This is a genomic window from Hyphococcus aureus (assembly GCF_042643165.1).
In the GTDB taxonomy this organism is placed as follows: Bacteria; Pseudomonadota; Alphaproteobacteria; order Caulobacterales; family Parvularculaceae; genus Hyphococcus; species Hyphococcus aureus.
On sequence record NZ_JBHRSH010000001.1, the window covers coordinates 2,131,860 to 2,157,927 of the forward strand.

At 60.2% G+C, this 26,068-nt stretch carries 32 protein-coding genes; 24 read left to right on the forward strand and 8 right to left on the reverse strand.

The window, feature by feature from the left end:
• Positions 1–38 precede the first annotated feature (38 nt).
• Genes ACFOOP_RS10450 through ACFOOP_RS10470 form a run of 5 tightly spaced genes read left to right on the forward strand, consistent with a single transcriptional unit; the run spans position 39 to position 4,207 of the window.
• Positions 39–815: a ComFC family protein gene (locus ACFOOP_RS10450; RefSeq protein ID WP_379880895.1), complete on the forward strand. Its 777-nt coding sequence runs from the start codon at positions 39–41 to the stop codon at positions 813–815.
• Positions 816–862: 47 nt separating this feature from the next.
• Positions 863–1,120: a glutaredoxin 3 gene (grxC, locus tag ACFOOP_RS10455; RefSeq protein WP_379880896.1), complete on the forward strand. Its 258-nt coding sequence runs from the start codon at positions 863–865 to the stop codon at positions 1,118–1,120.
• Complete coding sequence (locus ACFOOP_RS10460) at positions 1,113–1,958, forward strand: carbon-nitrogen hydrolase family protein (protein WP_379880897.1); 846 nt, start codon at positions 1,113–1,115, stop codon at positions 1,956–1,958. The genes grxC and ACFOOP_RS10460 overlap by 8 nt, the downstream gene beginning before the upstream one ends.
• Positions 1,955–2,413: a DUF1178 family protein gene (locus tag ACFOOP_RS10465; protein ID WP_379880898.1), complete on the forward strand. Its 459-nt coding sequence runs from the start codon at positions 1,955–1,957 to the stop codon at positions 2,411–2,413. Before ACFOOP_RS10460 ends, ACFOOP_RS10465 begins: the two co-directional genes overlap by 4 nt.
• A gap of 54 nt (positions 2,414–2,467) precedes the next feature.
• Positions 2,468–4,207: a patatin-like phospholipase family protein gene (locus ACFOOP_RS10470; RefSeq protein ID WP_379880899.1), complete on the forward strand. Its 1,740-nt coding sequence runs from the start codon at positions 2,468–2,470 to the stop codon at positions 4,205–4,207.
• Positions 4,208–4,211: 4 nt separating this feature from the next.
• Here the strand turns inward: ACFOOP_RS10470 and ACFOOP_RS10475 are convergent, their stop codons facing one another.
• From ACFOOP_RS10475 to ACFOOP_RS10485, 3 genes are all read right to left on the reverse strand, one after another.
• Positions 4,212–4,691 carry a nuclear transport factor 2 family protein gene (locus ACFOOP_RS10475; protein ID WP_379880900.1) on the reverse strand — a complete coding sequence of 160 codons (480 nt, stop codon included), beginning with the start codon at positions 4,689–4,691 and terminating at the stop codon, positions 4,212–4,214.
• A gap of 106 nt (positions 4,692–4,797) precedes the next feature.
• Entirely contained in the window at positions 4,798–5,286 is a 489-nt protein-coding gene (locus tag ACFOOP_RS10480; RefSeq protein ID WP_379880901.1) for a hypothetical protein, read from the reverse strand.
• Positions 5,283–5,636 (reverse strand): HesB/IscA family protein, encoded by a 354-nt coding sequence (locus tag ACFOOP_RS10485; RefSeq protein ID WP_379880902.1) that lies wholly within the window; start codon positions 5,634–5,636, stop codon positions 5,283–5,285. Before ACFOOP_RS10485 ends, ACFOOP_RS10480 begins: the two co-directional genes overlap by 4 nt.
• A gap of 355 nt (positions 5,637–5,991) precedes the next feature.
• Here ACFOOP_RS10485 and ACFOOP_RS10490 point away from each other — a divergent pair, with 355 nt between their 5' ends.
• The 12 genes from ACFOOP_RS10490 to ACFOOP_RS10545 all read left to right on the forward strand — a co-directional run bounded on the left by ACFOOP_RS10490 (position 5,992) and on the right by ACFOOP_RS10545 (position 17,164).
• Positions 5,992–7,176: a deoxyguanosinetriphosphate triphosphohydrolase gene (locus tag ACFOOP_RS10490; RefSeq protein ID WP_379881552.1), complete on the forward strand. Its 1,185-nt coding sequence runs from the start codon at positions 5,992–5,994 to the stop codon at positions 7,174–7,176.
• A gap of 181 nt (positions 7,177–7,357) precedes the next feature.
• Positions 7,358–8,194 (forward strand): SPOR domain-containing protein, encoded by an 837-nt coding sequence (locus tag ACFOOP_RS10495; protein ID WP_379880903.1) that lies wholly within the window; start codon positions 7,358–7,360, stop codon positions 8,192–8,194.
• A gap of 20 nt (positions 8,195–8,214) precedes the next feature.
• Positions 8,215–9,234: a beta-N-acetylhexosaminidase gene (gene nagZ / locus ACFOOP_RS10500; RefSeq protein WP_379880904.1), complete on the forward strand. Its 1,020-nt coding sequence runs from the start codon at positions 8,215–8,217 to the stop codon at positions 9,232–9,234.
• A 173-nt stretch (positions 9,235–9,407) separates the two neighbouring features.
• Positions 9,408–10,274: a segregation and condensation protein A gene (locus ACFOOP_RS10505; RefSeq protein WP_379880905.1), complete on the forward strand. Its 867-nt coding sequence runs from the start codon at positions 9,408–9,410 to the stop codon at positions 10,272–10,274.
• Entirely contained in the window at positions 10,271–11,188 is a 918-nt protein-coding gene (gene scpB / locus ACFOOP_RS10510; RefSeq protein WP_379880907.1) for an SMC-Scp complex subunit ScpB, read from the forward strand. Before ACFOOP_RS10505 ends, scpB begins: the two co-directional genes overlap by 4 nt.
• 88 nt (positions 11,189–11,276) lie before the next feature.
• Positions 11,277–11,489, forward strand: coding sequence for a twin-arginine translocase TatA/TatE family subunit (gene tatA / locus ACFOOP_RS10515; RefSeq protein ID WP_379880908.1), 213 nt, complete (start codon positions 11,277–11,279; stop codon positions 11,487–11,489).
• A 91-nt stretch (positions 11,490–11,580) separates the two neighbouring features.
• A complete protein-coding gene (gene tatB, locus ACFOOP_RS10520; RefSeq protein ID WP_379880909.1) occupies positions 11,581–12,018 on the forward strand; it encodes a Sec-independent protein translocase protein TatB in 438 nt (145 codons plus the stop codon).
• The gene (gene tatC, locus ACFOOP_RS10525) at positions 12,015–12,848 is read left to right on the forward strand and encodes a twin-arginine translocase subunit TatC (RefSeq protein ID WP_379880910.1); all 834 of its coding nucleotides are present in this window, start codon (positions 12,015–12,017) and stop codon (positions 12,846–12,848) included. The genes tatB and tatC overlap by 4 nt, the downstream gene beginning before the upstream one ends.
• 50 nt (positions 12,849–12,898) lie before the next feature.
• Positions 12,899–14,305, forward strand: a complete 1,407-nt coding sequence (gene serS, locus ACFOOP_RS10530; RefSeq protein WP_379880911.1) for a serine--tRNA ligase — start codon at positions 12,899–12,901, stop codon at positions 14,303–14,305.
• 29 nt (positions 14,306–14,334) lie between these two features.
• Positions 14,335–15,033 carry a phosphatase PAP2 family protein gene (locus tag ACFOOP_RS10535; RefSeq protein ID WP_379881553.1) on the forward strand — a complete coding sequence of 233 codons (699 nt, stop codon included), beginning with the start codon at positions 14,335–14,337 and terminating at the stop codon, positions 15,031–15,033.
• A gap of 6 nt (positions 15,034–15,039) precedes the next feature.
• Complete coding sequence (gene surE / locus ACFOOP_RS10540; RefSeq protein WP_379880912.1) at positions 15,040–15,813, forward strand: 5'/3'-nucleotidase SurE; 774 nt, start codon at positions 15,040–15,042, stop codon at positions 15,811–15,813.
• Positions 15,814–15,934: 121 nt separating this feature from the next.
• Positions 15,935–17,164, forward strand: a complete 1,230-nt coding sequence (locus tag ACFOOP_RS10545) for a peptidoglycan DD-metalloendopeptidase family protein (RefSeq protein WP_379880913.1) — start codon at positions 15,935–15,937, stop codon at positions 17,162–17,164.
• A 134-nt stretch (positions 17,165–17,298) separates the two neighbouring features.
• Here ACFOOP_RS10545 and ACFOOP_RS10550 read toward each other — a convergent pair whose 3' ends face one another.
• Positions 17,299–18,396 carry a flagellar biosynthesis protein FlhF gene (locus ACFOOP_RS10550; protein WP_379880914.1) on the reverse strand — a complete coding sequence of 366 codons (1,098 nt, stop codon included), beginning with the start codon at positions 18,394–18,396 and terminating at the stop codon, positions 17,299–17,301.
• A gap of 191 nt (positions 18,397–18,587) precedes the next feature.
• A complete protein-coding gene (sciP, locus tag ACFOOP_RS10555) occupies positions 18,588–18,878 on the reverse strand; it encodes a CtrA inhibitor SciP (protein ID WP_379880915.1) in 291 nt (96 codons plus the stop codon).
• A 315-nt stretch (positions 18,879–19,193) separates the two neighbouring features.
• Between sciP and ACFOOP_RS10560 the strand changes: the two genes are divergently transcribed.
• Positions 19,194–19,466 carry a hypothetical protein gene (locus ACFOOP_RS10560; protein ID WP_379880916.1) on the forward strand — a complete coding sequence of 91 codons (273 nt, stop codon included), beginning with the start codon at positions 19,194–19,196 and terminating at the stop codon, positions 19,464–19,466.
• Between the two features lie 85 nt (positions 19,467–19,551).
• On the opposite strand, the gene ACFOOP_RS10565 is transcribed toward ACFOOP_RS10560, so the two are convergent.
• Positions 19,552–20,025 (reverse strand): Ros/MucR family transcriptional regulator, encoded by a 474-nt coding sequence (locus tag ACFOOP_RS10565; RefSeq protein ID WP_379880917.1) that lies wholly within the window; start codon positions 20,023–20,025, stop codon positions 19,552–19,554.
• 392 nt (positions 20,026–20,417) lie between these two features.
• On the opposite strand from ACFOOP_RS10565, the gene glyA reads away from it, so the two are divergent.
• From glyA to thiL, 4 genes are read left to right on the forward strand one after another with little or no spacing between them, the layout of a single operon-like run.
• Positions 20,418–21,713 carry a serine hydroxymethyltransferase gene (gene glyA, locus ACFOOP_RS10570; RefSeq protein WP_379880918.1) on the forward strand — a complete coding sequence of 432 codons (1,296 nt, stop codon included), beginning with the start codon at positions 20,418–20,420 and terminating at the stop codon, positions 21,711–21,713.
• Between the two features lie 42 nt (positions 21,714–21,755).
• The gene (gene nrdR, locus ACFOOP_RS10575; RefSeq protein WP_379880919.1) at positions 21,756–22,229 is read left to right on the forward strand and encodes a transcriptional regulator NrdR; all 474 of its coding nucleotides are present in this window, start codon (positions 21,756–21,758) and stop codon (positions 22,227–22,229) included.
• A gap of 11 nt (positions 22,230–22,240) precedes the next feature.
• Positions 22,241–22,723: a transcription antitermination factor NusB gene (gene nusB, locus ACFOOP_RS10580; protein WP_379880920.1), complete on the forward strand. Its 483-nt coding sequence runs from the start codon at positions 22,241–22,243 to the stop codon at positions 22,721–22,723.
• Positions 22,724–22,735: 12 nt separating this feature from the next.
• Positions 22,736–23,719 carry a thiamine-phosphate kinase gene (thiL, locus tag ACFOOP_RS10585; protein WP_379880921.1) on the forward strand — a complete coding sequence of 328 codons (984 nt, stop codon included), beginning with the start codon at positions 22,736–22,738 and terminating at the stop codon, positions 23,717–23,719.
• Between the two features lie 83 nt (positions 23,720–23,802).
• On the opposite strand, the gene ACFOOP_RS10590 is transcribed toward thiL, so the two are convergent.
• Both ACFOOP_RS10590 and ACFOOP_RS10595 read right to left on the reverse strand, forming a co-directional pair.
• Entirely contained in the window at positions 23,803–24,147 is a 345-nt protein-coding gene (locus ACFOOP_RS10590) for a hypothetical protein (RefSeq protein WP_379880922.1), read from the reverse strand.
• 115 nt (positions 24,148–24,262) lie between these two features.
• Positions 24,263–24,721 (reverse strand): outer membrane protein assembly factor BamE, encoded by a 459-nt coding sequence (locus ACFOOP_RS10595; protein WP_379880923.1) that lies wholly within the window; start codon positions 24,719–24,721, stop codon positions 24,263–24,265.
• A 186-nt stretch (positions 24,722–24,907) separates the two neighbouring features.
• On the opposite strand from ACFOOP_RS10595, the gene ACFOOP_RS10600 reads away from it, so the two are divergent.
• The gene (locus ACFOOP_RS10600; RefSeq protein ID WP_379880924.1) at positions 24,908–25,450 is read left to right on the forward strand and encodes a ubiquinol-cytochrome C chaperone family protein; all 543 of its coding nucleotides are present in this window, start codon (positions 24,908–24,910) and stop codon (positions 25,448–25,450) included.
• A complete protein-coding gene (locus ACFOOP_RS10605) occupies positions 25,447–25,977 on the forward strand; it encodes a YceD family protein (RefSeq protein ID WP_379880925.1) in 531 nt (176 codons plus the stop codon). Before ACFOOP_RS10600 ends, ACFOOP_RS10605 begins: the two co-directional genes overlap by 4 nt.
• Positions 25,978–26,068 lie beyond the last annotated feature (91 nt).

Consider the following 26,068-nt stretch of genomic DNA (forward strand, 5'->3'; position numbering starts at 1 on the left):
ACTGGTTCTCTTCTGGCCGGGGCGTTAGTCTATCGCACGTGAAACCGCAAATCTTCACCCGGCTCGGTTCCTGGAGCAAAGGCGCGGCGCAAAAAGCGCTCGATCTCGCTATGCCGCCTCATTGCCCGGTGACGCGGGAGGAAACCGGCTCCGCCGATGCGCTTGGCGCGCGCGCATGGGGCGCGGCGCATTTCATTGAAACGCCTTACTGCGCGCGCTGCGGCGTTCCTTTCGCGGCGGATTACGGCGCGGAGGTGGAGTGTCCGGCGTGCATCGCCGCATCGCCGGATTTTGTGCATGCGCGCGCGGCGCTTGTGTATGACGACGCCTCCCATAGCCTGATCGTCGGCTTCAAGCATGGCGATCGCACGGAGCTGGCCAGCATGTTCGGGCGCTGGATGGCAAGGGCGGGAGAAGGGATGATGACCAAATCCTCCATTCTCGCCCCGGTGCCGCTGCACCCCCAGCGGCTGCGTGAACGGCGTTTCAATCAGTCGGCGCTCCTCGCGCGGTCTGTGGCGAAAGAGACGGGCGCCAATCTGTGCATTGACGGCCTTGTGCGCCGCCGCGCGACGCCGCCGCAAAAAGATCTCTCTGCCGAGGGACGAAAACGCAACGTTTCCGGCGCTTTCGGTGTTCGTGATGACAAGGCGCGTGATCGATTCCGTGGCGCCCATGTGGTGCTTGTTGACGATGTGCTAACAACCGGCGCAACCTTGTCCGCTGCGGCGCGGGCGCTGAAACGCGCAGGCGCTTCACAAGTCGATGCGCTGGTCTTGGCGCGCGTTGTCAAAGGCGGGATCGGGGCCATATAGCGCCTTGTTGGCATTACCGGACGTGAAAGAAGAATTGCGGAGCTGAAATGAAAGAAGTCGTCGTCTACACGAAACCCCTATGTCCTTATTGTTTCCGGGCGCTCTCGCTGCTCGACAAGAAGGGTGTGAAGCCGCAGGAAATTTCCGCCGCCTATGATCCGGACAAGCGCAAGGAGATGCTGGCGAAGTCCAATGGCAAGACGACCTATCCGCAGATCTTTATCGGCGACACTCATGTGGGCGGTTATGACGATCTCGCCGCGCTCGACCGCGCCGGCAAGCTGGACGCCCTATTGAATGGCTGATCGGACCCCATTTCTTGCGGCCTGCGTTCAGATGCGCTCGGGCCTCGACCGGGCGGCGAACGCCGCTGACGCCTGCGATCTGATCGCGGAGGCGGCGGGCAAGGGTGCGCGGTTTATCGCCACGCCCGAGATGACCAATGTGGTCGACCGCAAGGCTTCACGGCTTTTTGAAAACCTGCCGGAGGAAGACGGCCTTTCCGAAATCGCGACATTTTCAGAGGCGGCGAAGGCCCACGGGGCCTGGCTGCTGATCGGCTCCATGGCGGTGAAGCTTGAGGAGCGGCGGGCCGCCAATCGCGCTTTTCTGTTCGCCCCGGACGGGTCCATCACCGCCCGATATGACAAGCTGCATATGTTCGATGTGGACCTTCCCAATGGCGAAAGCTGGAAGGAATCCAATGTGTACCGGCCCGGCGAAGAGGCTGTGATGGCCGAGACGCCGCTTGCGAAATTAGGCCTAACCATCTGTTATGACGTGCGTTTCCCGCATTTATATCGGCAATTGGCGCAAGCCGGGGCGGAAGTCCTTTGTGTGCCTGCGGCCTTCACCCGGCAGACGGGCGAGGCCCACTGGAAGACGCTGCTCACCGCGCGGGCGATCGAGACCGGGTCCTTTGTCATCGCCCCGGCCCAGGGCGGGACACATGAGGATGGGCGAGAGACCTATGGCCATTCCCTGATCATCGGCCCGTGGGGCGACGTCCTCACCGAAGCGCCGGGGGACGAGCCCGGCGTTATTCTTGCAGAGATTGATCCTTCGGCCGTCTGGCAAGCCCGCCAGCGCATCCCTAATCTCGCTCTTGAACAATCCTTCAAACTGGCCATTTTAGAAACATGATTAAGTACTGTTTGATTTGCGACGACGACCACGAATTCGAAGGCTGGTTCCGTGACAGCGCCGATTATGATTTTCAATCGGAAAAAGGGCTGATCGATTGCCCGAGCTGTGGCTCTGAGGAGGTCCGCAAGGCGGTGATGGCGCCGGCTGTCGCTCGCCGCGATGGTCCCCGCACGGCGAGGCTCGCTGCTATCCATAAGGATCTGGCCAGCGCTGTCGCGCGCGCGCGCGACTATGTCGAGAAGAATTTCGATTATGTGGGCGACAAGTTTCCCGAGGAAGCGCGCAAAATTCATTATGGCGAAACCGAAGAGCGCGGCATTTACGGCGAAGCCTCCGGCGAGGATGTGAAAGCGCTTGTCGAAGAGGGCGTACAGGTCGCCCCGCTGCCTGGCGCAAAGCCGGACAAGGCCGAGGCGCCGAAAACGCCCGGCGCTACGAAAAAGCTGAACTAGCCGCCGCCATTCGCCCGCTGGCGCGGCTTCTCAAAACAAGCTAGATCGCGGCTTATGGATGATGTCCGCGCGCGCCTTCGTAATCTTCCGTTTTTCGCCGGCCTTTCCGCTGCGACGATCAACGATATCGCAGAGGCGAGCCAATGGCTCTCGCTTGCGGGCGGTTGGGAGCTTTACGCCCAAGGCTCCGCCTCCGACGCGCTTCATATCAATCTGACTGGCCGCCTGATCGTCGTGCGCGAAAACCATGAAGGCGTAGACGAGGTTGTGGGCTATGTGCGCGGCGGAGAACCCGTTGGCGAGATGTCGCTGCTCTCGGGCGAGCCGCATTCGGCGAGCGTCTTTGCGCTGCGCGACACGGAGCTGTTGTCGATCACCCGCGAGGAGGTTGACCGCCTTATCGAGGCCCATGGCGATTTCGCCGCGGCGCTGGCGCGTGTGGTGCTGGCGAGATCGCGCCACCCCCAGGCGAGTTTTCAGCAATCGGCGCCGCGCATTTTCGCGCTGATCGCCACATCGCCTTCTATCGATGTCGATGCGCGGGTGAGGGAGCTGGCGAAACGCATCGCGAAATACAAAGTCAATGTCACGCATTTTCCCTGTACGGATGAACCGCCGGAAACCAACGCGTTCGATCTTGTCGAAAACGCCCATGATGTAGTGCTGCTGGCGGCGCGGGTCGATCACAGCCCTTGGTACCGTTTCGTCCTGCGGCATGCCGACCGGTTCCTGGTGCTGGCGCGGCGCGACAGCCGTCCTTCGAAACCCTTTCCCTTAACGGCGGAGGACGGCGCGCGGGCGCGCAAGTTCCGTCTTGTCGATCTCGTCATGCTGCATGAGGGAACCCATAGCGGCAAAACGGCCGAATGGATGGAGGCGATCGGCGCCTCGCGCGTCATCAATATTCACAATGACGCCTGTATCGACCGGCTGGCGCGGATCATCTCGGGCAAGTCCATCGGGCTTGTCCTGTCTGGCGGCGGCGCGCGCGCTTACGCCCATATCGGCGCCGTCAAAGCCATGCGCGAGGCGGGCGTGCCGATTGATTTCCTCTGCGGCGCCTCCATGGGCGCGGTGGTTGCGGCCTGCGTCGCTATGGGCTGGTCGCAGGAGGAGACGGATAGCCGCATTCGTGAGGCTTTCGTCGCGTCGAACCCGCTTGGCGATCATGTCCTGCCGGTGGTGGCGCTGACCCGGGGCGGGCGCGTTGAGACCCGGCTCGAAAAGCATTTCGCAGACGCGCTGATCGAAAATCTTCAGACGCCGTTTCTCTGCGTTTCGTCGGACATCATCAACGGCGCCGCGCGCATTCACAATCAGGGGCTGGTGCGCAACGCGCTGCGCGCCTCCATCGCCTTGCCCGGCATCTTGCCGCCGGTGATCGATGATCACGCGCTTCTCGTCGATGGCGCCGTGGTGAACAATTTTCCGACCGACATCATGACGACAACCCATCGCGGCCTGACCATCGGCGTCGATGTGGCGCGCGAAGGGATGATCGACATCGAAGCGTTTCGCGATCCGCCGGGATTTTTTTCGTGGGTCGCCAATAATGGTTTCGGCGCGGCGCCGCCGATCATTTCCCTGTTGATGCGTTCAGCGACGGCGCGCCGCGAACATACTGAAACGCCGCGTCCCGCCGACATTATGGTGACGCCGGCGGTCCCCGGCGTCGAACTGCGCGACTGGAAGAAATACGACGTCGCTGTCGCCAATGGCTATCGCGAGATGAAAGACGCTCTTGAAAAACACTGGAGCGATCTCGCGCCGATCATTTCAGCGGCGAACCAGTAGCCCGTCAGAACATCGTGTTGTCGTTGGCGGATTCTTCCGGGACCTGCTGCACCACATCCCAGTGCTCGACGAACTTGCCGTCTTCCATGCGCAGAATATCGACAACCGCCATGCCGAGGGAATCCGGCGTCGGCTTGTTGTTGTAATGAATCCAGACGAGATCGCCTTCGGTCGCGACGCGTTTTACATCAATCCGCAGATCGGGGTTCGCTTCGAAGAACGGCGTCAAGAAGGCGAATAAGGCTTCCGGTCCGTCAGGGGCGTAAGGGTTGTGCTGGATATAGGTCTCGCCCCAGCATTCGGTGCGCGCGGCGTCGATGTTCTTCTGGTTAAAAAGAAGATCCATGCAGTATAGCGCTTTGGTCTTGTTGGCTCCCTCAAGCGCGGCTTGCGCGTCGCTGCCCTCTTTGTCCGCCGCCGTGCAGGCCGCCACGACCCAACTCGCCGCCAGCGCCGCAACGCCCGTCATCAAAATGTTCCGCATGTTTCGTCTCCCTCGTGATTTATGGGGAGAGGATAGCCATTTCGGTCCACTATAACCATCGGCGGAACGAATTTGAATCAGCAAACGCCTGCAATGCGAGATGTTTCTAGGCCGGGTAGGCGTTTTCAAGCACGATGCCGGTTGGAACTTTTTTGTAGTCGTAAATTCTAAGTAGTTCGTTGTGCTTTTGCTCCCAATCGCGTGCGCATTCTGGAACAAGGTCTACGCTCTTGGTGAGTTGGCTCCACACTCTTGAAAGGCGCTCATCGCGTGATTGAGTTAGGCCCATAAAAATTCTTGAAGCGATATCGAGAAAACGATTACTCCCATCTCGCCTAATATATGGCCATATTTGCAAAGCTTCTTTTCGATTTTGATTCAATTGGGTGCGAAAGGAGCTGATTGATTCAAATATATCGCAGTTTGCGTCGGATATGGCCTTGTTTCGCATGTCGATTAACAACGCCAAGACTAAGCCTGCTTCTTTTTCAGAAAGCTTTTTGAGTTTCCGATCAAGTTGCCAATCAAAGAAGAGCTGATAAGGCCGCATAGACATTGCGTTCAAATCAGAAAGGGTTTTTAACAATCGCGTCAAAGCGAAAAGCTCGTCCCGCAGCCGCAAGCCGCCGTAGCGTTCGGGTTTTCAATCTTGAACGCCGCGCCGATCAACTCGTCGGAAAAGTCGATGACCGAGCCATTCATGTATTCGACGGAAATGGAATCGACGAGTACGGAATATCCGTCCGCGTCGAGGACGAGGTCGTCCGTCTCGCGGTTCTTCACAATATCGAACTTGTACTGAAAGCCGGAGCAGCCGCCGCCCTCGACCGCGACGCGCAGCATGGCGCCTGCGGGCTCCTTCGACAGGATCGCGGCGATGCGCTTGGCGGCGCGGGCGGATACGGTGACAGGGCCAGAATCTGTATTGGCTTCGGTAACGGTCATAAGGCTCACTCTAATGCTGGTTCCTAAATAGGAGGTTTGGGCGGCGATTTCGAGGGCTCTCTCCTTCTTCCCCCGTTTACGGGGGAAGTGGCCGCGAAGCGGTCGATGGGGGCCTTCGCCCCCTCCGTCACCCCGGATCAGGTCCGGGGCGACACCTCCCCCATAAATGGGGGAGGAGGGCGCAATTCCTCGAGAAATCCCTATATTTGCGGGGAGCCTTGTTAACGGAATCGGCGGACAAGGCCGAAACCAAGCTTTCTGGCGGAAGCGGAGCGATATTTTGCGATTACAGGGTCAAATCACCGAGAATATGCCGGAGGCGGCTTATGGCGCCCATTCCGGCGAAGAGGGTCCCATGGCGTTCCCGGCGCCGCTCGCGCCCTATGCCGCCCGGGCGGAGCTAACCCGCGGGCGTCTCCATCCGGAGGCCGAGAGCCGGGGCCGGACCCCGTTTCAGCGTGATCGCGACCGGGTGATCCATGCTGTCGCCTTCCGCCGCCTGAAGCACAAGACGCAGGTCTTCATCTCCCATGAAGGCGATCACTACCGTACGCGCCTGACTCATTCCCTTGAGGTCGCGCAGATCGCCCGGACCCTGGCGCGTGCGCTTCAGCTCGATGAGGACCTCGCCGAATGTCTGGCGCTCGCCCACGATCTCGGTCATCCGCCTTTCGGACATACGGGCGAGGATGTGCTGGTCGAGTGCATGGCGCCGTTCGACGGGTTCGATCACAACGCCCAGACGCTGCGGCTCCTGACCAAACTGGAGCGCCGCCACGCCGCTTTTGACGGCCTTAATCTCACCTGGGAGACGCTGGAAGGCGTCGTCAAACATAACGGCCCGCTCACGGGGCCTTTGGCGCGCAAAAAAGAGCCGCTGCCCGCCGCCATTGTCGAATATGCGGCGGGTCACGATCTCTGGCTCGACAGCTTCGCCTCGCTGGAGGCGCAGGTCGCCGCCATCGCCGACGATATCGCCTATAACAATCACGATGTTGATGACGGTTTGCGCGCCGGGCTTTTTGGTTTCGCCGAAGCGCGCGATCTGCCGCTGGTTGGCCCCGCGATTCGCACGGCGGAAGCAAAATACCCGCAAGCGCCGAGAGATATCCTGATCGCGGAAGCGGTGTCGGATCTGATCGGGGCCATGGTCGAGGATGTGCTCGCTGAAACAAGGCGCCGTCTCGCCGCCGCGCCGCCGGCGTCTGCAGACGAGGTGCGCCGGGCCTCCGCCGCTTTTTGCGCGTTTTCCACAGACATGGAAAAGGACCTCGGCGGCTTGCGCAGTTTTCTCCACGAAAACATGTATCGCCACTACAAGGTCAACCGCGCCCGCAGCCAGGCCAAGAGAATCATTAAATCTTTGTTCGACTTGTTCTTCACTGAGCCGGAGACGTTGCCGCCGGAATGGCGTGAGCGCTATGAGGGCGGGTCCGAAGCGCGCCGCGCCCGGGCGGTTTGCGACTACATCGCCGGGATGACCGACCGCTACGCCGTCAGGGAATATCGCCGCCTTTTTGGCGTCGAATTTGACGGCTAAAGCTGCGACTCCCGTGGCCGGGGATGCTAGAATGCGCGCGAACAACGATTCGGCGATGGTCTGTATTGACGCCGGACCGGGATAGGTTTTTGGGTTGGCTGCGACGGGGCGCCGGCGCAAGAGAAGAGAAGTCCAAAGAGACGGGGCGCATATCTACGGCGCTTAAGGAGCGGTTTAAGACATGGCGAATGCAGCACAAGAAGAAGCCTTCGAAGAAGACTATCAGGAATATGACGAGTTCGACGATGATGATGAAGATCGCGGGCTATCGGGCTTTGCTGTCCTGATTATGGGCATCGTCATGATCGGCGCATTCGTGTCGGTCGTGTGGATCGCTTACAAGCAGGGCATGAAGGTCGGCCGTGACGGCGGCGCCATCGAAACGCCCTACGTCGCCGCCGATCCTGAACCCATCAAGATCGAAACCGCCGAAGACGGCACGCCTGAAGTCAATCGCGAAGTCTACGATGCAATTGACGGCGACGCCGGCGATCCGGTGACGACGCTCGCTGAAGGTCCGGAAGAGCCGGTGAGCCGCACCGCCGAAGATACGATCGGTTCGCTCGCCGCCGAGGCCGAACAGGCCGCCGCCGATGTCAGCGACGAAGTCGAGACCCGTCTTGCCGATCTTCAGGCGGAAGACGCCGCAGCGCTCGACAATAATCCTACAGCGGAAGAGCCGCGCGATAGCGCGCCGCCGACCGTCAGCGTGAAGCCGTCCGTTCCGGCGGCGCCGTCAGCTTCCGTGACCGCAGGCAATGCGCGTTCCGGCACCCATGTGGTGCAGGTTGGCGCTTTCCGCTCCAATGATGAAGCCATGGCGCAGTGGGGCCGCATGCAAACCAAGCTTGGCGATTTTCTTTCGGGCAAAGGCCCCGATGTGGAAGTGGCCGACCTTGGCGATCGCGGCGTTTATCACCGTCTGCGCATCGGTCCGTTCAGCTCTGCTGACGCCGCCAAAACCTACTGCGCTGATCTGAAAGAGCGTGGACAGGACTGCCTGATCAAAGCGCTTTAGGGCAGGGGCCGTTTCGCTTCATGCCGACTGCAGTAATTTTTGATTGCGAAGGCCCGCGCCTCTCTGATGAGGAGCGGGCTTTCTTCAAGGATGTGGACCCGTGGGGGTTTATCCTATTCGGGCGTCACTGTGAGAGCGCCGACCAGATAAGCGCCCACTGCGACGAGCTTCGCGAATGCGTTGGCCGCGCGGATGCGCCGATCCTGATCGATCAGGAAGGCGGTCGCGTTGCGCGCATGAAGCCGCCGGTTTTTCCCGCGCATCCCGCGCCGGCGGTGTTCGGCGAACTCTGGAAGCTTGATCCGTCGAAAGCGCGCGAAGCGTCGGAACTGAACGGCTATCTTTTGGGACGGCTTGTTTCCGATTGCGGCGTCAATGTGAACTGCATCCCGATGCTCGACGTGCCGCAGATCGACGCCGACCCGGTAGTGATCGGCGACCGCGCCTACGCGAAATGGCCGGACATCATCACCGCGATTGCCCATGCGCATATAGAAGGCTTGAAAAAAGGCGGCGCGCTTCCCGTGATCAAACATCTGCCCGGTCATGGCCGGTCGCTCTGCGACAGCCATCATGACCTGCCGCGTGTTTGCGCGAAGAAACACGATCTCTTGGGTTGTGACTTCCAGCCGTTCAAATCTCTGCGCGACGAGAAAATGGGGATGACCGCGCATATTGTTTATGAAGCCTATGATGCGGAACGCTCCGCGACCTTGTCGCCGGTCATCGTCAATGACGTCATTCGCGGCGAAATCGGTTTTGACGGGCTCCTGTTTACGGACGATCTCAAGATGAAAGCGCTGGGCGGGGCGATTTCGGATCGCATCACGGGCGCCTATGACGCCGGCTGCGATATCGCGCTTGCCTGTAATTTCTCGCTTGCTGAGAAAAAAGAAAGCGCTGGGGCGCTGCGCGATCTCACCGGCAAAGCTGCAGACAGGGCGCGCGCCGCTATGGCGGAGTTGCAGACCCCCGATAGAGGCGGGACTGACGAGGCCTATGAACGCCTCAATGCGCTTGTTAAACCGGCGCTTGCCTAGGGTGTTTTCAGCAAAAGGTCAGGCGGTTTTGCGGCTCGAAAACGCGACACATAATTCTGCTAGGTCCATGGATTGGTTCTAGTTTTCAACAGGGTAGGAAAGCCGATAGGCGGGGGCCGGAATCGGCGTTAAATGGCGCGATGGCGGATGGTGAACATATTCAGGTGGTTGCGATGAGCAGCCAACAGGGCGGCGCTTCTGGCGGCGGCGGTCATGACGGCGAAAACGGCGACGCGTTTGACGCGCCGGTTCGCGTGACGACAACCGAAGACGCGATTGATGCACTGGTGGTGAATATCGAGGGCTATGAAGGTCCGCTCGATGTTCTGCTCGATCTTGCGCGCCACCAGAAGGTTGATATCCGCAAGATTTCCATGGTCGCTCTCGTTGATCAGTATCTCTTGTTCGTTGAAGCCGCCAAAGACCGCAATCTGGAACTTGCCGCCGACTATCTCGTCATGGCGTCATGGCTCGCTTACCTCAAATCCAAGATGCTGCTGCCGGCCGCCGAAGATGACGGCGATGAGCCCACGGCGGACGAAATGGCCGCGCGTCTCGCCTTCCAGCTTCAGCGCCTCGAAGCCATGCGCAAGGCCGTCGAAGACCTTCAGAATATGCCGCAACTTGGTTGGGACTTTTTCCCGCGCGGCGCGCCGGAAGGCGTCAGGGTCACGCAAAAACCTGACTGGCAGGCGGACATTCTCGATCTGCTCAAGGCCTATACGACCCAGCGCATTGTCGCCATTGACCGCGAATATCATATCGACCCGCCGGCGGTTTATTCCGTAGAAGCGGCGCGTCACCGGCTCGAACGCATTCTTGGCGCCATCCCGGAATGGACTGAGCTGCGCAGCCTGACGCGAAGCTATGATGTTGACGCGCCGGAGACCTCCGTGCTTGCAAGTTCGTTCAACGCTGCGCTGGAATTCGCCAAGGCGGGGCGCATTGAGTTGCGCCAGATCGGCGCCTTTGAACCGATTTACATCAAGGCCCGTCCGGAGAAGCCGGAGAGTGATACGGGTGAAGGAGACGCGTCATGATGGAAGAAGATGCAGGACGCAATTTCAAGGGCCTCGACGCCCGCGAAGCGCAAGAAGCGCTCGCAGAGGAACTCTCGGACAAGGAAAGTGAAACGGCTGCCGTGAACGAAGAGACACAGGACATCGAAGGCGAAGAAGCAGACGCCACAGAAGCCGAGCTTGAGACAGAAGCTGAGGGCGAGGCCGCCGAAACGGAAGCGGCGGAAACCGAACAGGCTGAGCCGGAAGTCGCGGCGCCTGAAGTCGACTGGAGCGAGGAAGACCTCGCCGAGCACAAGCGCATGGTAGAGGCTTTATTGTTCGCCGCCGCCGAACCGCTCGACGAAAAGAGCATTTCCGACCGTCTGCCCGCGGGTGCCGCGACAGCCTTGCTGATTGAACAACTCGCCGCCGATTATGAGGGCCGCGGCGTCGTCCTTTCCAAAGTGGAGAAGAAATGGCGCTTCATCACCGCATCTGATGTGGCCCATGTCCTCCAGAAGGAAAAAACGACCCAGCGCAAGCTTTCGCGCGCCGCGCTCGAGACCCTGGCGATCATCGCCTATCACCAGCCCTGCACCCGGGCCGACATTGAGGATGTGCGCGGCGTCCAGGTCGCCAAGGGCTCCCTCGACCAGCTTCTGGAAATCGGCTGGGTCAAAATGCGCGGCAAGCGCAAGGACGCGCCGGGCCGGCCGACCCTTTACGGCACCACTGAGGGCTTTCTGGAGCATTTCGGGCTGGAAACCGTCACCGACCTGCCGGGAATCGCGGATTTGAAGGCTGCGGGGCTTCTCGACGCCCGCCTGCCGCCCGGATTTTCCGTGCCGTCGCCGGTGGATGGAGATGATGAGGATGACGACGGAGAGGATGAATCCGGCGAATTTTCTCAGGATTTCCTCGATGAGGACGGCGATGAGGCCGCAGACGCCTGATTGGCGCATGAATTTACGCCGTTTCGCGTTTGCGTAATGGGCCTTCGGGCATTACCAATTGGCTGCAATTCAAGTTGAAAGGCTCGTCATGGGCGCAATCGGACCCTGGCAGATTGTCATTATTCTCGTTCTCGCGCTTTTGCTCTTCGGCGGCGGCGGTAAGATCTCCTCGATCATGGGCGACTTCGCCAAGGGGATCCGGTCTTTCCGCAAGGGCCTGCAGGAAGAAGACAAGGCCATCGACGACCGTGGCGATAAGGCCATGGATGTGACGCCGGCTGAGGAAAAGGACAAAGCTTAGTCCTTGGGCGTAAACGCGGGCGCTTGTCGCGCAATCGCGCGTTCCACCGTCCGGGTTTGATGAGCGCAAGTCAGATTGGTTTTGGGCCGTCATGAATCTCCTGCCGCAATTCGGGTTTTTTGAGCTGGTGCTTGTCGCCATCGTCGCGCTGATCGTGGTCGGTCCGAAGGACCTGCCGAAACTAATGCGCTCCGCCGGCCGTCTCGTCGCCAAGGCGCGCAGTCTGGCGGGGGAGTTCACCGCCGCTTTCGATCAGATGGCGCGCGAAGCGGATATGGAAGAGCTTCGCAAGGAAATCGACGAGCTCAAGAAAAACAATCCCATCGCCGACGCGGAGCGCGCCATGTCGGAAGCGGTGGCGCCGATCGAAAAAGACCTCCGCGACGAAGCCCGTGAAATCAACAAAGCCGCGGCGACCGCGACGACAGAAACCAAGACGGACGCCGCGGCCGGCGCCGGGCCGGATGCGGCGCCAGACACCATCCCTGAAACAACGTCAGATGAAGCTGGCGGAGCCGCGAAAACATGAGCGGCGAAAGCAAGAAAAAAAACCAGATGGCGTCGGAAGAAGATGAGCTGAAAGCGTCTTCTGCGCCGCTGCTCGACCATCTTGTTGAACTGCGCCAGCGTCTGATCGTTTCTGTGGTCGCGGTCGCGGTGGGTTTTGCGATCTGCTTTGTGTTTTCAATTCCGCTTTATGAATTTCTGGTGATCCCGTTCCGGCGCGCCGTCGCCGCCGCAGGCGTCGAACCGAAACTCTATTTCGCCCCGCTCGAATTTTTCTTCACGCGGGTGAAGCTTGCGGCGATGGGTGGGATCGCGCTGGCGTTCCCCGTGGTCGCTTACGAAATTTACAAGTTTGTGGCGCCCGGGCTGTATCGGCGCGAACGCGCGGCGGCGCTGCCGTTTCTCGCCGCCATGCCGTTCCTGTTCGCCCTCGGCGCCGCGCTTGTCTATTTCATCCTCATGCCGTTCGTCATGCGGTTTGCCGTGGGGATGGAGCAGGATGCGGGTGAGGGCTCCGGCGTTTCCATCGAGCTTCTGACCCGGGTGGGGGATTACCTCTCGCTCATCACCACGCTGATCATGGCTTTCGGCTTCGCGTTCCAGTTGCCGGTGTTCCTGACATTGCTCGCCCGGGCGGGGCTCATCACCTCAGGGTTCCTCGTGCGCAACCGGCGCGTCGCGATTGTGGTGATTTTCATTATCGCCGCCTTCCTGACACCGCCGGACCCCTTCAGCCAGCTCATCCTCGGCGCTTGTATCATCTCGCTATATGAGGTCTCCGTCCTTTCCGTGCGCCTCGCTGAGAGAAAGGCGAAAGAGGCGGTGGAAAGCGCAGAAGAGGCGTCGGCCTGACCGGCAGGTGAGACTGGACCGCTCCGCGCAACCCGGCTAAACCGCGACCCATGTTTGACATTCGTTATATCCGCGAAAATCCGGACGCTTTCGACGCCGGTCTCGCGCGCCGGGGCCTCGCCCCCCGCGCCGGGGAGATCCTCGCTCTTGACGAGGAGGCGCGCAAATACACCGTTGTCCTCAATGAGATGCAGGAAAAGCGCAACGCCGCCTCCAAGCTGATCGGTCAGGCCAAGGCCAAGGGCGACGACGCCGAGTTCAACCGGCTGCGCGAAGAAGTCGAAAGCATCAAAAGCCAGATGCCGGTGGCTGAGGACATCCAGAAGAAAAAGCAGGATGAGATCCGCGATATTCTCTCGACCATTCCGAACATCCCCGCCGAGGATGTGCCGGAAGGCGAAGACGAAGCCGCGAATGTCGAGATCAGAAAATGGGGCGAGCCGAAGCGGCTGAACGACGCCAAGGAACATTTCGATCTTGGCGAAGCGCTCGGTCAGATGGATTTCGAGACCGCTGCGAAAATGTCCGGCTCGCGCTTTGTCCTATTGAAAGGCCAGCTCGCGCGGCTTGAACGCGCCATCGCGTCTTTCATGCTCGATCTGCATACGGGCGAATTTGGCTACACCGAATGCAACCCGCCGCTGCTGGTCAAGGATGACGCGCTTTACGGCACCGGGCAATTGCCGAAGTTTGCGGAAGATTTGTTCAAGACTGAATCTTCAATGCGTACGGCTGAAGAAGTGGTTGATTACATTCGTAAAGAAGTTGGCGCAGGCAGTACAATTGGCGAGTTTAAAAAGTATAAGGATGCGATTCAGAAGCGTTTAGCTGAACACGCTTTTAGCCACTGGCTCATTCCAACTGCGGAAGTCTCGCTGACGAACATCGTCAATGGCGATATTCTGACCGAGGAGGAATTGCCGCTGCGCTTCACCGCATGGACGCCATGTTTCCGCTCTGAAGCAGGTTCGGCCGGTCGCGACACGCGCGGCATGATCCGCCTTCACCAGTTCTCGAAAGTCGAACTCGTTTCGATCACGACGCCGGATCAGTCGAAAGACGAGCATGAACGTATGACGGGCGCGGCGGAAGAAGTGTTGAAACGCCTCGACCTGCCATTCCGCACCATGGTCCTCTCCACGGGGGATATGGGTTTCGGCGCCCAGAAAACCTATGACATCGAGGTCTGGCTGCCGGGGCAGGGGCAATATCGCGAGATTTCCTCCTGTTCCAATTGCGGCGACTTCCAGGCACGGCGCATGAATACGCGCTACCGCGTTGCAGGCGAGAAAAAGAAACTCAATCCAGTCCACACGCTCAACGGCTCCGGCCTTGCGGTGGGGCGCACGCTCGTCGCGATTATGGAAAATTATCAGCAGACGGACGGTTCCGTTGCCGTGCCGGACGCGTTGAAACCCTATATGGGCGGCGTGGAAAAAATCGAGGCGCTCAAATAAAATTTCTGACGGAACATCCTTTGGTTCGCATGGCGCTGACCCGCGCCCGCGCGGAAATCAGTGCGCTCGCCGCATTCGCGGTGGCGGCGCTCGGTCTTCTTGTTTTCGCTGGCATCGCCGACGAGGCCAATGAAGGCGAAACCCATGTCTTTGATGAAAGCATCATTCTATCACTAAGGACGCCGGGCGACCCGGGCGATCCCATCGGCCCCGGTTGGTTCGATCAGGGTATGGGCGACATTACCGCGCTTGGCGGAATTTTTGTCCTCACGTTCATTGTGTTCAGCGTCGTCATCTATCTCTTGATGACCAGCAAATGGAAAAACGCGCTTGTCGTCGCCGGCGCCTCGATCACCGGGGTCATTCTCAGTCAAAGCCTGAAAATTGGTTTCGGCCGTCCGCGGCCCGAACTTGTGCCGCAGCTTGTGGAGGTGCACTCCTTAAGCTTCCCGAGCGGTCACGCCATGCATTCCGCGGTCATTTATCTGACGCTTGGCGCGCTTCTGGCGCGCTTCCACAAACGCAAACGCGAACGCGCGCTGATCATGCTTTACGCTGTGCTAGTGACGATGATGGTGGGCGCGAGCCGGGTTTATCTCGGCGTACACTGGCCGACGGATGTGATCGCGGGCTGGGCGCTGGGCGCGGCCTGGGCGGCGCTCTGGTGGCTTTTCGCCTGGAAGTTTCTGGACGATAAGAAGGAAACGGCGGGCGCTGGAAAAGAGTAGGTTTGGATGCGTATTCTCTGCACGAATGATGACGGCGTTTATGCGCGCGGGCTCGAAAGTCTTGTTCACATTGCGCGCGAGCTTTCTGACGATGTCTGGGTTTGCGCGCCGCAGGAGGAACAGTCCGGCGCCGCGCGGGCGCTGACGCTCGCCCATCCCATCCGTTTGCGCCAATATGATGAGCGCCGTTACGCTGTCACCGGCACCCCCAGCGACGCCGTCCTGATGGGCATCAACAAAGTGCTCGGCGGCGAAAAGCCTGACCTCATTTTGTCCGGCGTTAATAACGGCCAGAACCTCGCTGAAGACGTCACCGTCTCCGGCACCATCGCCGGCGCCTTTCAGGGCATGTCCATGGGCGTGCCGTCGATCGCCCTTTCTCTGTCGCGGCTTGCTCGTGACAAGGCGCGCTGGGAGACGGCGGAGGTGCATGGTGCGAAAATCGTGCGGATGCTGCTCGACGCGGGATGGCCGGAACATGTCGTCATGAACGTCAACTTCCCGGACCGGGCGCCCGAGGACGTCGCCGGGATCGAGGCGACGGCGCAGGGCCATCGCGACGCGGTGCAGCTCTTTGCGGAGGAGCGCCAGGATCTGCGGGGTGGGAGCTATTACTGGTACGGCTTCACGGGCGAGCTTTCCAATCCGCCTGAAGGAACCGATTTGCGCGCGATATACGATGGCCGGATTTCGATCACGCCGCTGCATCTTTCGCTGACCGATATTGAGGCGCGCACCGCGCTGGCTAAGACGATTGCGGCGCGGGGAGAAAAAGCCTGACAAATCCTTAACGAATTGGGTGATTATTAACCCTTCGTTAACCAAAGAAGACAAACGTCGCTTCGAATCGGCGGATAGTCCAGCGGGCGTTTTTTCCGCATTTTCTTGGCGAGGAGGGGCGATGAACACCGTTCGTGCAGCGTTGTTAACGGGAACTTTTTTGGCGGTGGCCGCCTGCGGCTCCCACAATCATGCGCCTGTGGTGTACGGCTCGGACCCGGCTCGCCAGACCCGCGTTTATCATTCGCCAGATGAGATCAAGCGTGAACGCCAGGTGGCGCACGCAGCGCAGGCGCCCGTCTATCGCCAGCCTGAATTCAAGGCGCACCCCGCTGGCGCAATCGAGCCGGTGCAATTGAGCCCGGTCTCAGCCGTCTATCTCGACGATACTGCGCGCGCGCAGCAAGCGTCGCTGCGGACCGCCGCGGCAACGCCGCCGGCGCATTTGCACAAGGCGAAGGGCTATATCGAGGTCCAGCGCGGCGACACGGTTTACGCCGTTGCGCGCCGCTTTAACGTCTCGCCGTCCGCCATTATCGACGAGAACAACCTCAAAAAACCATACACGCTGAAAGTCGGACAGGCGTTGAAACTGCCCAGCGGCGCGGCCGCCATGGTCGCCGATGCGCCATCGCGCACGACGACGCTTGCGCAAACGGCTGCGGCGTCCACATCGACACGCCGCGTCGTCGCCAAAGACCAGCTCTATTCCGTGCGCGCGGGCGATACGCTCTACGCGATTTCACGCAAGACCGGCGTGCCGGTGTCGACCATCGCATCGGCCAACAATATGCGCGCGCCCTATGCGCTGGAGCCCGGCCAGCAGGTTCTGGTCCCGCAGGCGCCGGTGGGGTCTGCGCGCGTCGCAGCCGCCGCTGCGCCTTCACCGGCGAGCAATGAAAAAGCGCCCGCCAATGTCGCCGAGATCACGCGCAATGTTTCCTATACGCCGCCGCCTGCGACTGCGTCGAAATCAATGTTCGCCTGGCCCGTGCATGGCCGGGTGATTTCCGCCTATGGCGCCGGCAATCTCGGCCGCCGCAATGACGGCGTGAATATCGCTGCGCCCGCCGGCACGGCTGTGCGCGCCGCCGCCGATGGGCAGGTTGTCTATCGCGGGTCGGAGCTTGAAGGGTTCGGCAATCTGCTGCTCGTCAAACACGCCGACGGATTTGTCACCGCTTACGCCCATAATGATTCAATGCTGGTCAAGAAGGGCGATCAGGTCCGTCAGGGCCAGGTCATCGCCAAGGTCGGCAAGACCGGCGCCGTGACAACGCCGCAACTCCATTTCGAAGTCCGTCAGGAAAGCGAGGCCGTCGATCCGGTTGCGCTGCTCGGCGAACCTTAATAGAGGCGGTCCTACCAATACGCGCCTACAAAAAGCGGGGGCTTTCAGCAATAGTTGCGTATTCAGTACAAAGAACAAAAAACGTTGCGTATCAAATTGGCGGACTTCTGGTCCGCCTTTTTCTTTTCTACGGATCAGCCAAACCTGCCGGGCCGCGAGGCGATGAGCCGCCGCGCGAGAAATTCCGGGCTCGCCGTCAACAGACCCTCGGAGATGAAGGCGGTCTCGGAAAAATGCGCAAGGCCGAGCCGGGCTTCGAACGCCGCGCGCAGGCCGGCGCCGACGCGCTTGGTTGCATCGAATTTCGTCAGGATGCAGCGCCGGACGCCGATTTCCTTAAACGCCAGCGCCCAGTCCACATATTCGTCGGCGTCGCCGCTGGCGGGCAGGACGAGCACAGGCTCGGCGTCCGCCGCCTCGCGATAAGAGCGCAAGGCGGCGATGTCGCCTGAGTCATAGGGGCTGACGCCCGGCGTATCGAAAATCACCGCGCCCTGGGGGCGGTGGCTGCGCAGGATCTGCGCAACATCGAGCGGGCTTTCTGCGATGAAATAATCCGCTCCCAGCGCCTCACCATAGGCCTTGATCTGGTCGATGGCGCCGGCGCGGCCCACATCGGCGGTGATCATCGTCGCCTGAACGCCACTTTCCTGGGCGGCGGCGGCGAGCTTGGCGCCGGTCGAGGTTTTGCCGGCGCCGGTAGGGCCGACCAGCATCACCGGGGCGGTCGGCGCGAGCAGCAAGGGCGCGTAGGTAAAGACCTCCCGGAAACCGGTTTCAAGGCGATAGAGATCCTCATCAATGGTTGAGGATCGCGCGCCTTCGATCAGCGCCGCCAGGAGAGGCTCGCCAATGCCGTGAGGCGCGAGGATTTCCGCCATGGCCCGCACCGTCGCGTCGGACATATCGAGACTGCGCCCGGCCTTGCCGCCGCTGAGCTTGGCTGAAAGCTTCGACAGGGCGTCAGCGGAGAATTTGGTTTCGATATTTTCGTTGAGCCTCGCGCCCGCGCCCATTTTGAATGGACCCTCATCGACGGCGTCCCGTGCGGCCCCGGCGAACTGCGCCTTGGGGGCCGGCTCCGGTGCGGCGGGGGCGGGCTTGTCGGAGGCGGTGACCTCAATATCGCCGCTCGGCAGGTTTCGGACGGAGACAATCACCGCCCTGTCGCCCAGCGCGCGCTGCGCCTTCGCCTTCGCCGCGTCGAGGTCAGAGGCGATGAATTTCATCATAGGCGAACTTGCACCGGCTGGGCTACTGGGGCCATCTGGCCCGAAAAACACGAGCCCACAACATAGCCCGAAGGAGCGCTCTGTTCCAAGGCCGCGAAAGGGCGGAAACCGGGCTCTTCGCGCAAAGATGAAGAAAAACCCGCCGGGCTGAGCCGCGACGGGTTTTCGAAGACCGAAAAGTCTAGGAGGGATTATCGGTATTGCTGGACGCGCGTTGCGCGAAGCCCCGGCAGGCCGAATTGGTCGATGGCTTTCTGCCAGGATAAAAACTCTTCAACAGTGAGGGTGTAGCGGTTGCACGCTTCTTCGAGCGTCAGCAACCCACCGCGCACGGCGGCGACGACTTCAGCCTTGCGGCGGATAACCCAGCGCTTTGTGGTCGGCGGCGGGAGGTCCTGCAAAGTCAGCGGCGTGCCATCCGGACCGATGACATAGGCATCGGTTTTTTCAGAGGGCGCGGCAGTGTCAGCAACGACAGACATGAGATCAATAACCTTGTGATACACAACTCGTTATCGGCGACAGTAGGCGCGCGCTGTAAAAAAACGCCTAAGCATCAAGGTAAAAGCTTCTCTAAGTGGTTGATTGTTCGTGAAAAAACACGGTTTCCACTTTCTCAATACGCTACAATTTTAACTTCATTGCGCATCAAGGATGAAAATGCGCCGGCCGGGTAAGGCGTCGGCGCCGGTGCTGGCGTGAGCGTCATGGGTGTGCGCCGCGGCTCCGCTGCGCAGCGATTTGTCCGGTAATATCAAGGCTGGAGCGCATGGATGCGGTCATGCGTCGGGGGCGCGATGGCGCCGACAGGCCGTCAGTTGCAACAGCCCGACCGCTTGTTCGTTTCAATAAAGGACAGCGAAAAGTCCCGCTTCAGGACCGTCCTGGTTAACGGCGTGCGCGAGGAAAACGTGATAAAGATAGCGAAAATTTCTGTAAGAAAAATTCAAAAAAATGCCGAATGCCTGATGATAGATAAAGTTGTAACTTCGACTGCATCGACCTTGTTAAGAGATGAGCGCCTTACGCGAGCCTTGTCACAGGCCGGGAAGCAGGCTGCAGGCATCTAAGATGTGAGGCGCCGCCAGTGAGACGGCTCAAGACAGCCGACCTCACGGGCGATAAAACGCCGTCATTCAGAAATCAAGAAAGCCCTCAGGTGGATTTTCTTTTGCGGCGCGTGGCCTTCTTTTTGGCCGGTTTTCGGCCGGAAGACGTCGCCGCTGTGCCAAGGCCGATTTCCTTGGCGAGACGTGAACGCGATTTGGCGTAGTTGGGAGCGGTCATCGGATAATCCGCAGGCAGACTCCATTTTCGCCGGTATTCTTCAGGGGACAGATCATAATGCGTGCGCAGATAGCGCTTGAGCATTTTCAGTTTCTTCCCGTCTTCAAGACAGATGATGAAATCGGGTGTCACTGATTTCGCCACCGGCACTGCAGGCTCTCGATTAGTGATAAACGCCGCGCCTTCTTCCGAGAGGCCAGCCACTGCTGCGTAGACATTGTTCAACAGGGCAGGGAGTTCATCAGCTTTTACAGAGTTGTTACCGACATAAGCGGCGACAATCTCCCCCGCCAATTGGATTGCATCGTTTTGTTCGACAGAATCCGTCTTCTTACTTGCCATTCTAGTCATCTCCAATGCGGAGGTTCCGCAGACAGCAATTCTAGCCGCCCCATGCTGTTCCCGGAATTCCGCGGGTCATTGACGCCGTAAGGACTGCAGCGCCGGGTTTGTTCTGCCCCGCTAACGCGGTAGCGCTTCTCGCTTCGCGCTGCAAGCGGAACAGGCGCGCCGCCGCATTAAATCGTAGACGTAATATGTTGAGTTGCGTTCTCATTTTGGTCATTACTCAGGCTAATCCCAGCTATACTCCAGCTCACCACTGCGGCGATAAATCCCGCCTTCTCCTGAAGGAAGGTTGTGGTTCGCATTGCAGCTCGCGTCATGTCCCACTATATGTCGCCGCTGTTTGTTGAGCCCCGCCCGGGGCTCTTTCGCAGTCAGGAGCCGCCGCGATGAGCGCCAGCCAATCCTATCGCCTTCCCGAAGGTTTCTTCACCGAATCGCTCGCCGACAAGGACGGCGATGTCTTCCGCTTCATGCAGGGCGAGCTTGCTCGGCAGCGCGACCAGATTGAGCTGATTGCATCGGAAAACATTGTCTCAAAGGCGGTGCTGGAAGCGGCGGGATCGGTTCTTACGAACAAGTATGCCGAGGGTTATCCGGGCAAGCGCTACTATGGCGGGTGCGAGCAGGTGGATGAGGTTGAAGAGATCGCTATCGCCCGCGCGACTAAGCTTTTCAGTTGTAAAGAAGCGATCGTACAACCGCATTCAGGCAGTCAGGCGAACCAGTGCGTGTTCATGGGACTGTTGAACCCCGGCGACACATTCCTTGGAATGGACCTCGCTGCGGGCGGACATTTGACCCATGGCAGCCCCGTTAACCAGTCCGGCAAATGGTTCAACTGCGTTTCTTACGGGGTGCGCGAGGACGACCATCTCATCGATTTTGAACAGGTCGAGCGGCTGGCGAACCAGCACAAACCGAAGATGATCATCGCTGGCGGCAGCGCCTATTCGCGCATCATCGATTTTCGCCGTTTCCGTGAGATCGCCGACAGCGTCGGGGCCTATTTCATGGTCGACATGGCGCATTTCGCCGGGCTCGTGGCGGCGGGGCTTTACCCCAATCCGCTTGAGCACGCGCATGTCGTCACGACGACGACGCACAAGACCCTGCGCGGGCCCCGCGGCGGCATGGTGCTGACCAATGATCCGGCGCTGGCGAAGAAGATCCGGTCCGGCCTGTTCCCTGGCATTCAGGGTGGCCCGCTCATGCATATCATCGCCGCCAAGGCGGTTGCGTTTGGCGAGGCGCTGCAACCGGAATTCAAGACTTACGCGCAAGCCGTGATCGACAACGCAAATGTCCTTTCACAAACTCTGGTCGATGCCGGCTACGCCGTCGTGTCCGGCGGCACCGACACCCATCTCGCGCTGATCGATCTGCGTCCCAAAGGCGTCAAGGGCAACGCCGCCGAGGCGAGCCTCGAGGCGGCTGGCATCACCTGCAACAAAAACGGCATTCCCTACGATCCTGAAAAATTCACGATCACCTCCGGCATCCGTATCGGTTCGCCGGCGGGCACCACGAGGGGGTTTGGCGTCGGCGAATTCAAGGAAGTCGGCGAGATGATGGCCGAGGTCCTCGATGCGCTGGCCACCAGGGGCGAAGCTGATTCGTCCGTGGAAGAGGCCGTCGGGAAGCGGGTTCGGGCCCTGACTGGGCGGTTTCCAATTTACCGCTGACTCGCGTAGAACCGCCGGACTGAGATTTGGGAGAACAGCCCCATGCGATGTCCGTTTTGCGGCAGCGACGACACCCAGGTGAAAGATTCCCGTCCGGCGGAGGACGGCGCCTCCGTGCGCCGGCGCCGTGAGTGCTCGGCCTGCGGCGGCCGCTTCACCACCTTTGAGCGGGTCCAGCTGCGCGAACTTGTCGTGATCAAAAGCACCGGCAAGCGCGCGCCTTTCGACCGGGACAAGCTCATGCGCTCGATCCTGGTGGCGCTGCGCAAGCGCGACTTCGAGCCCGAGCGGATGGAGCAGATGGTTTCCGGCATTGTCCGCCAGCTCGAAGCGACCGGGGAAAGCGAAATTGAATCGCAAAAGATTGGCGAACTGGTCATGGAAGGTCTCGCCAAGCTCGATGACGTCGCTTATGTGCGCTATGCGTCGGTCTACAAAAACTTCCGCGAGGCGAAGGACTTCGGCGAATTTCTTGGCGGTATGGATGACGCTGAACCGGCCCCGAAAGAAGAGTAAGAATCAGATCCATGGCTTCTGACCAAAAGAAAACCAAAGAAGGCGCGCCGCCCCGGTCCGCCGCACGGCTCGCCGCTGTGCAGGCGCTTTACCAGATGGAGGCGGGCGGTCAGGGCGTTGAGGCGACCATCCGCGAATTCAAGGATTTCCGGCTGGGCGGTGAGGTGGAGGGTGAAAAACTCCAGGCCGCCGACGCCGCCTTCTTCGCCGATATTCTGCGCGGCGCGGTTGAGACGCAATCAAGGCTCGACCCCTATTTGCAACGCCAGCTCGCCGAGGGCTGGCGGCTCGCCCGTCTCGATGCAACGGCCCGGGCGATTCTGCGCGCCGGGTTATATGAGCTTATCCGCCGCCCGGATGTTCCCTTTAAAGTTGTAATCAACGAATATCTGGATATTGCGCGCGCCTTTTTCGACGGCGACGAGCCGGGGTTCATCAACGCCGTTCTCGACGCCGCGGCCAAGGAAGCGCGCAGCGACGAAGTGAAGGTCTGACCAGACGGCTGCATGAGCGAATTCGATATCATCCGCGACGTTTTCGCTCCCCTGACCAAAGATGCGCCGGGCGCGTTCAACCTTGCCGATGACGCCGCACTGCTGGAGGCGCGTGATCTTGTGGTCACGAAAGATCTCCTTGTTGCGGGAGTGCATTTCTTGGCCAAGGATCCGCTCGATCTTGTCGCCAGGAAACTGATCCGTGCAAATCTGTCCGACCTCGCGGCCAAGGGCGCGAAGCCCATCGGCTATTTTCTCGGCTGCGTCTGGCCGCAGAATGTGAAACGGGCGTCGATAGAATTATTCGCGCGGGGACTTGCCGAGGATCAGGAGCATTTCCGCATTGCGCTGTATGGCGGCGATACGACCATGCACACGGCGAAGGCGGCGCCGCTCACGCTGTCGGCGACATTCTTCGGCGCGCCGCCAAAACAGGGGATGACCGCGCGGTCCGGCGCGTCGCTTGGCGATGATTTATATGTTTCCGGCACCATCGGCGACGCTGGTCTCGGCCTGATGGCTTTGCGCAAGGAATTCAAATTCACTACGGTCGATAAAGCGTCGCTCTCCGGGCGCTATCATCTTCCGGAGCCGCGGCTGACGCTGGGCGCTGCGATCGCTGGGCTTGCGACCGCCGCGATTGATGTTTCCGACGGTCTGATTGCGGATGCCGGCCATCTTGCGCGCGCCAATGGACTGCGCGCCGAGATAGATGCGGTGGCGACGCCGCGCTCTCAGGGCGCGGCCTATTGGGTCGCGGCGCAACAGAACCGGTGGAAAGCTTTGGCGAGCCTTGCAGGGTTCGGCGATGATTATGAAATTCTTTTCGCCGCGCCGCCGGCCATGCGCCGCTCTGTCGTCATGGCGGCGAAAGCGTCGCGTACGGAGGTTTCCCGCATCGGTTCGTTGACGCGCGGCGACGGCGTTTTGTTTCTTGATGAAAGCGGGGCGCCGATCCTCGTTCCCGAAACCGGCTACGATCATTTCAGAAAATAAAGCTGTTTATGTTCGATCTGAGCGTTTGCTTTTGACCGGGGCGTAAACGCTCAACAGCAGCCAGCCTGGCAATGGCGCCACTCCTACTGCCAGTGACCGGGAACCCAATACCATCCCTGATGCGTATGCACCCAGCGGCCGTCTCTCCAGACTTTATTCGGCGGCGGATTGCGTTCCCAAAACCCGTCCGACCAGACAAATTCGACGCCCGTCCAGCGCCAGTAGCCACTGATCCAGACGGCGGAGGGTGACGGTCTTGGCGGCAGGGCGCGATGGTGCGGCGGCGGCGGCGTGACGCGAATATAAGAGACGCTGGCCGCGACCGGCGCCGGACCGTGGCGATAGTGATAATGATACCAGCAGCCGCTGGTCATCGCGGCGATGGTTCCGAAAACAACGGCGACTTTCAGTAAGCGGAAGAGTCTCATGCTGAACATTCCTTTCCAGGAAGGGTGAGTTCAGCATGACGGATCATGACGGCGCTGCGATTGATGCAGGTCAATTGCGAAGCGGGTCAAAAAGCCTGTGAAGATCAGGCGGCTTTTACTGCCCCGGAACCGGGCCTTCTTCGCCGAGCGAGGCGGGAAGGGCGCCCACATTGCCGAGGAGCTGCTCCCAGAAGTTCAGCTCGCGGCCGCGGGTTGGCGTCTCGCGCTGAACAAGGCGGATGTCCTCGCCGTCAGCGAGATCGAATTCCTTGAACTCCTCAACCGAACCGTCATCGGCGAAATGGATTGCGATGACCTGACGCGATTTGGTCTTCGGCTTGAAGAACGCGCGGGTCTGATCGGTGGAGTGAAGATAGTACCAGGCGTTGCGGTCAAAGACGCCGATCATCGACGGCTCGCCATATTTCGCGAGCACCGAATCCTTGGTGTCGAAGCCGATTTCCGCTTTCAGCTCTTTCTGGTCCGCTTCAAGGACATATCCATGGCTGGAGCGCACGGAAACACAGGCCTGAAGCATGAGAAGGCCAAGGGCGGCAAGGAAAAATCGGGTCATCGGGTTCTCTTTACGCTGCTGCGGCACGAGCCGGCCTGATGCCGGGACTTGATCCCGGGGGCTGGCGGGAATACCTCGCCCCATGGATAGCAGTGATCTACCAGTGATTTCAAATTGCCGCAAATCCTCGATACCCCCCTTGCGGGCGCGGTTATAGCGCGTCCGCGGCGTGAAGGAAAACGCTTGATGTTCAAAAGCTTGTTCAGAAAGGACCCGGCTCTGGAGGCGGGCCGCGCACTCTACGCCGCCGCCGTCGAGCAGGCGCGGAGCCCGGCGCTGTACGCCCGGCTTGGCGCGCCGGACACGGTCGAAGGCCGGTTCGAGATGGTGGCGCTCCATGTCTGGCTGGTGATGCGCCGCCTGCGCGGCGATGAGGCGGCGAAAAAAGTGAGCCAATGTCTGTTTGACGCCATGTTCCAGAATCTGGACGACAGCTTGCGCGAGCTCGGCGTCGGCGACCTTCAGGTGGGCAAGCGAATCCGCAAGCTCGCCGAGAATTTCTATGGCCGCATCGGCGCCTATGAAGAGGCGATGAAAGAAGGCGTCTCTGACGACTCACTGGCGAAAGCGTTGTCGCGCAATATCTTTGAAAAAGAGCTGGCGGAAACGGCGCCTCAATTCGCTGACTATGTGCGCCGCGCCGACGCCCATCTTCAACATCAGCCGGGCGCGCGCATCGCAGGCGGAATAGTCGTTTTCCCGGCGGTGGAAGAGGGAGCGCCCGCATGACGCAAAACGACAGTCCCGCGCCGGAATTCAGCTATGAAATCGATATCGACGATGTCGGGCGCGCGGGGAAAAAATTTCAGCTTTCCTCCAATGAGACGGAGCGGGCAATGATCGCAAAGCGCCTGAAAACGCCTTCTGTGGAAAAACTTGAGGGCGAGATGAGAGTGACCGCCTCCAAAACAGGGGTCCGGATCACCGGCGACATCGCCGCCGATCTTACGCGCGAATGCGTCGCCAGTCTGGAGCATATGCCAGAGACGATCGCGGAGAGTTTCGAGATCGATTTCACCCGCATTCCATCTGAGAATGATGACGTGGAAGAGGAAGACCTCGACGCGCCCGAGTTTCTTGAAGGGGAAACGCTCGACCTCGGGGAGCTTCTCGTGCAGCAGCTTTCCCTCTCCATGGAGCCGTTTCCGCGCAAGGAAGGCGCGAAAAGCCTCGCAGAAGCCTATGCGCCCAAAGAGAATGCGTCGCCTTTCGCGGGCCTCAAGCAGGCCCTCGGAAAAAGTGATGATAATCAATAGGTTTACGTGGCCCGCGAAGGGGCTATAAGGGCCGCCAAAAGGCGCAATGGGCGCCGCGTTGCATGCAGCGGCGGGGGCTCATATTCTGAGT

What these genes read in the sequence shown, in the direction of transcription:
- ACFOOP_RS10535 (WP_379881553.1), top strand. Translation starts at nt 14,335, where the DNA reads ATGGCGCTGACCCGCGCCCGCGCGGAAATCAGTGCGCTCGCCGCATTC.
- nagZ (WP_379880904.1), top strand. Translation starts at nt 8,215, where the DNA reads ATGCCGACTGCAGTAATTTTTGATTGCGAAGGCCCGCGCCTCTCTGAT.
- ACFOOP_RS10550 (WP_379880914.1), bottom strand. Translation starts at nt 18,396, where the DNA reads ATGATGAAATTCATCGCCTCTGACCTCGACGCGGCGAAGGCGAAGGCG.
- ACFOOP_RS10600 (WP_379880924.1), top strand. Translation starts at nt 24,908, where the DNA reads ATGTTCAAAAGCTTGTTCAGAAAGGACCCGGCTCTGGAGGCGGGCCGC.
- ACFOOP_RS10465 (WP_379880898.1), top strand. Translation starts at nt 1,955, where the DNA reads ATGATTAAGTACTGTTTGATTTGCGACGACGACCACGAATTCGAAGGC.
- ACFOOP_RS10605 (WP_379880925.1), top strand. Translation starts at nt 25,447, where the DNA reads ATGACGCAAAACGACAGTCCCGCGCCGGAATTCAGCTATGAAATCGAT.
- glyA (WP_379880918.1), top strand. Translation starts at nt 20,418, where the DNA reads ATGAGCGCCAGCCAATCCTATCGCCTTCCCGAAGGTTTCTTCACCGAA.
- surE (WP_379880912.1), top strand. Translation starts at nt 15,040, where the DNA reads ATGCGTATTCTCTGCACGAATGATGACGGCGTTTATGCGCGCGGGCTC.
- tatB (WP_379880909.1), top strand. Translation starts at nt 11,581, where the DNA reads ATGAATCTCCTGCCGCAATTCGGGTTTTTTGAGCTGGTGCTTGTCGCC.
- sciP (WP_379880915.1), bottom strand. Translation starts at nt 18,878, where the DNA reads ATGTCTGTCGTTGCTGACACTGCCGCGCCCTCTGAAAAAACCGATGCC.
- ACFOOP_RS10545 (WP_379880913.1), top strand. Translation starts at nt 15,935, where the DNA reads ATGAACACCGTTCGTGCAGCGTTGTTAACGGGAACTTTTTTGGCGGTG.
- nusB (WP_379880920.1), top strand. Translation starts at nt 22,241, where the DNA reads ATGGCTTCTGACCAAAAGAAAACCAAAGAAGGCGCGCCGCCCCGGTCC.
- ACFOOP_RS10495 (WP_379880903.1), top strand. Translation starts at nt 7,358, where the DNA reads ATGGCGAATGCAGCACAAGAAGAAGCCTTCGAAGAAGACTATCAGGAA.
- ACFOOP_RS10560 (WP_379880916.1), top strand. Translation starts at nt 19,194, where the DNA reads ATGGCGCCGACAGGCCGTCAGTTGCAACAGCCCGACCGCTTGTTCGTT.
- ACFOOP_RS10460 (WP_379880897.1), top strand. Translation starts at nt 1,113, where the DNA reads ATGGCTGATCGGACCCCATTTCTTGCGGCCTGCGTTCAGATGCGCTCG.
- thiL (WP_379880921.1), top strand. Translation starts at nt 22,736, where the DNA reads ATGAGCGAATTCGATATCATCCGCGACGTTTTCGCTCCCCTGACCAAA.
- ACFOOP_RS10590 (WP_379880922.1), bottom strand. Translation starts at nt 24,147, where the DNA reads ATGAGACTCTTCCGCTTACTGAAAGTCGCCGTTGTTTTCGGAACCATC.
- tatA (WP_379880908.1), top strand. Translation starts at nt 11,277, where the DNA reads ATGGGCGCAATCGGACCCTGGCAGATTGTCATTATTCTCGTTCTCGCG.
- scpB (WP_379880907.1), top strand. Translation starts at nt 10,271, where the DNA reads ATGATGGAAGAAGATGCAGGACGCAATTTCAAGGGCCTCGACGCCCGC.
- ACFOOP_RS10505 (WP_379880905.1), top strand. Translation starts at nt 9,408, where the DNA reads ATGAGCAGCCAACAGGGCGGCGCTTCTGGCGGCGGCGGTCATGACGGC.
- nrdR (WP_379880919.1), top strand. Translation starts at nt 21,756, where the DNA reads ATGCGATGTCCGTTTTGCGGCAGCGACGACACCCAGGTGAAAGATTCC.
- ACFOOP_RS10485 (WP_379880902.1), bottom strand. Translation starts at nt 5,636, where the DNA reads ATGACCGTTACCGAAGCCAATACAGATTCTGGCCCTGTCACCGTATCC.
- tatC (WP_379880910.1), top strand. Translation starts at nt 12,015, where the DNA reads ATGAGCGGCGAAAGCAAGAAAAAAAACCAGATGGCGTCGGAAGAAGAT.
- ACFOOP_RS10475 (WP_379880900.1), bottom strand. Translation starts at nt 4,691, where the DNA reads ATGCGGAACATTTTGATGACGGGCGTTGCGGCGCTGGCGGCGAGTTGG.
- serS (WP_379880911.1), top strand. Translation starts at nt 12,899, where the DNA reads ATGTTTGACATTCGTTATATCCGCGAAAATCCGGACGCTTTCGACGCC.
- ACFOOP_RS10595 (WP_379880923.1), bottom strand. Translation starts at nt 24,721, where the DNA reads ATGACCCGATTTTTCCTTGCCGCCCTTGGCCTTCTCATGCTTCAGGCC.
- ACFOOP_RS10565 (WP_379880917.1), bottom strand. Translation starts at nt 20,025, where the DNA reads ATGGCAAGTAAGAAGACGGATTCTGTCGAACAAAACGATGCAATCCAA.
- ACFOOP_RS10470 (WP_379880899.1), top strand. Translation starts at nt 2,468, where the DNA reads ATGGATGATGTCCGCGCGCGCCTTCGTAATCTTCCGTTTTTCGCCGGC.
- ACFOOP_RS10490 (WP_379881552.1), top strand. Translation starts at nt 5,992, where the DNA reads ATGGCGTTCCCGGCGCCGCTCGCGCCCTATGCCGCCCGGGCGGAGCTA.
- grxC (WP_379880896.1), top strand. Translation starts at nt 863, where the DNA reads ATGAAAGAAGTCGTCGTCTACACGAAACCCCTATGTCCTTATTGTTTC.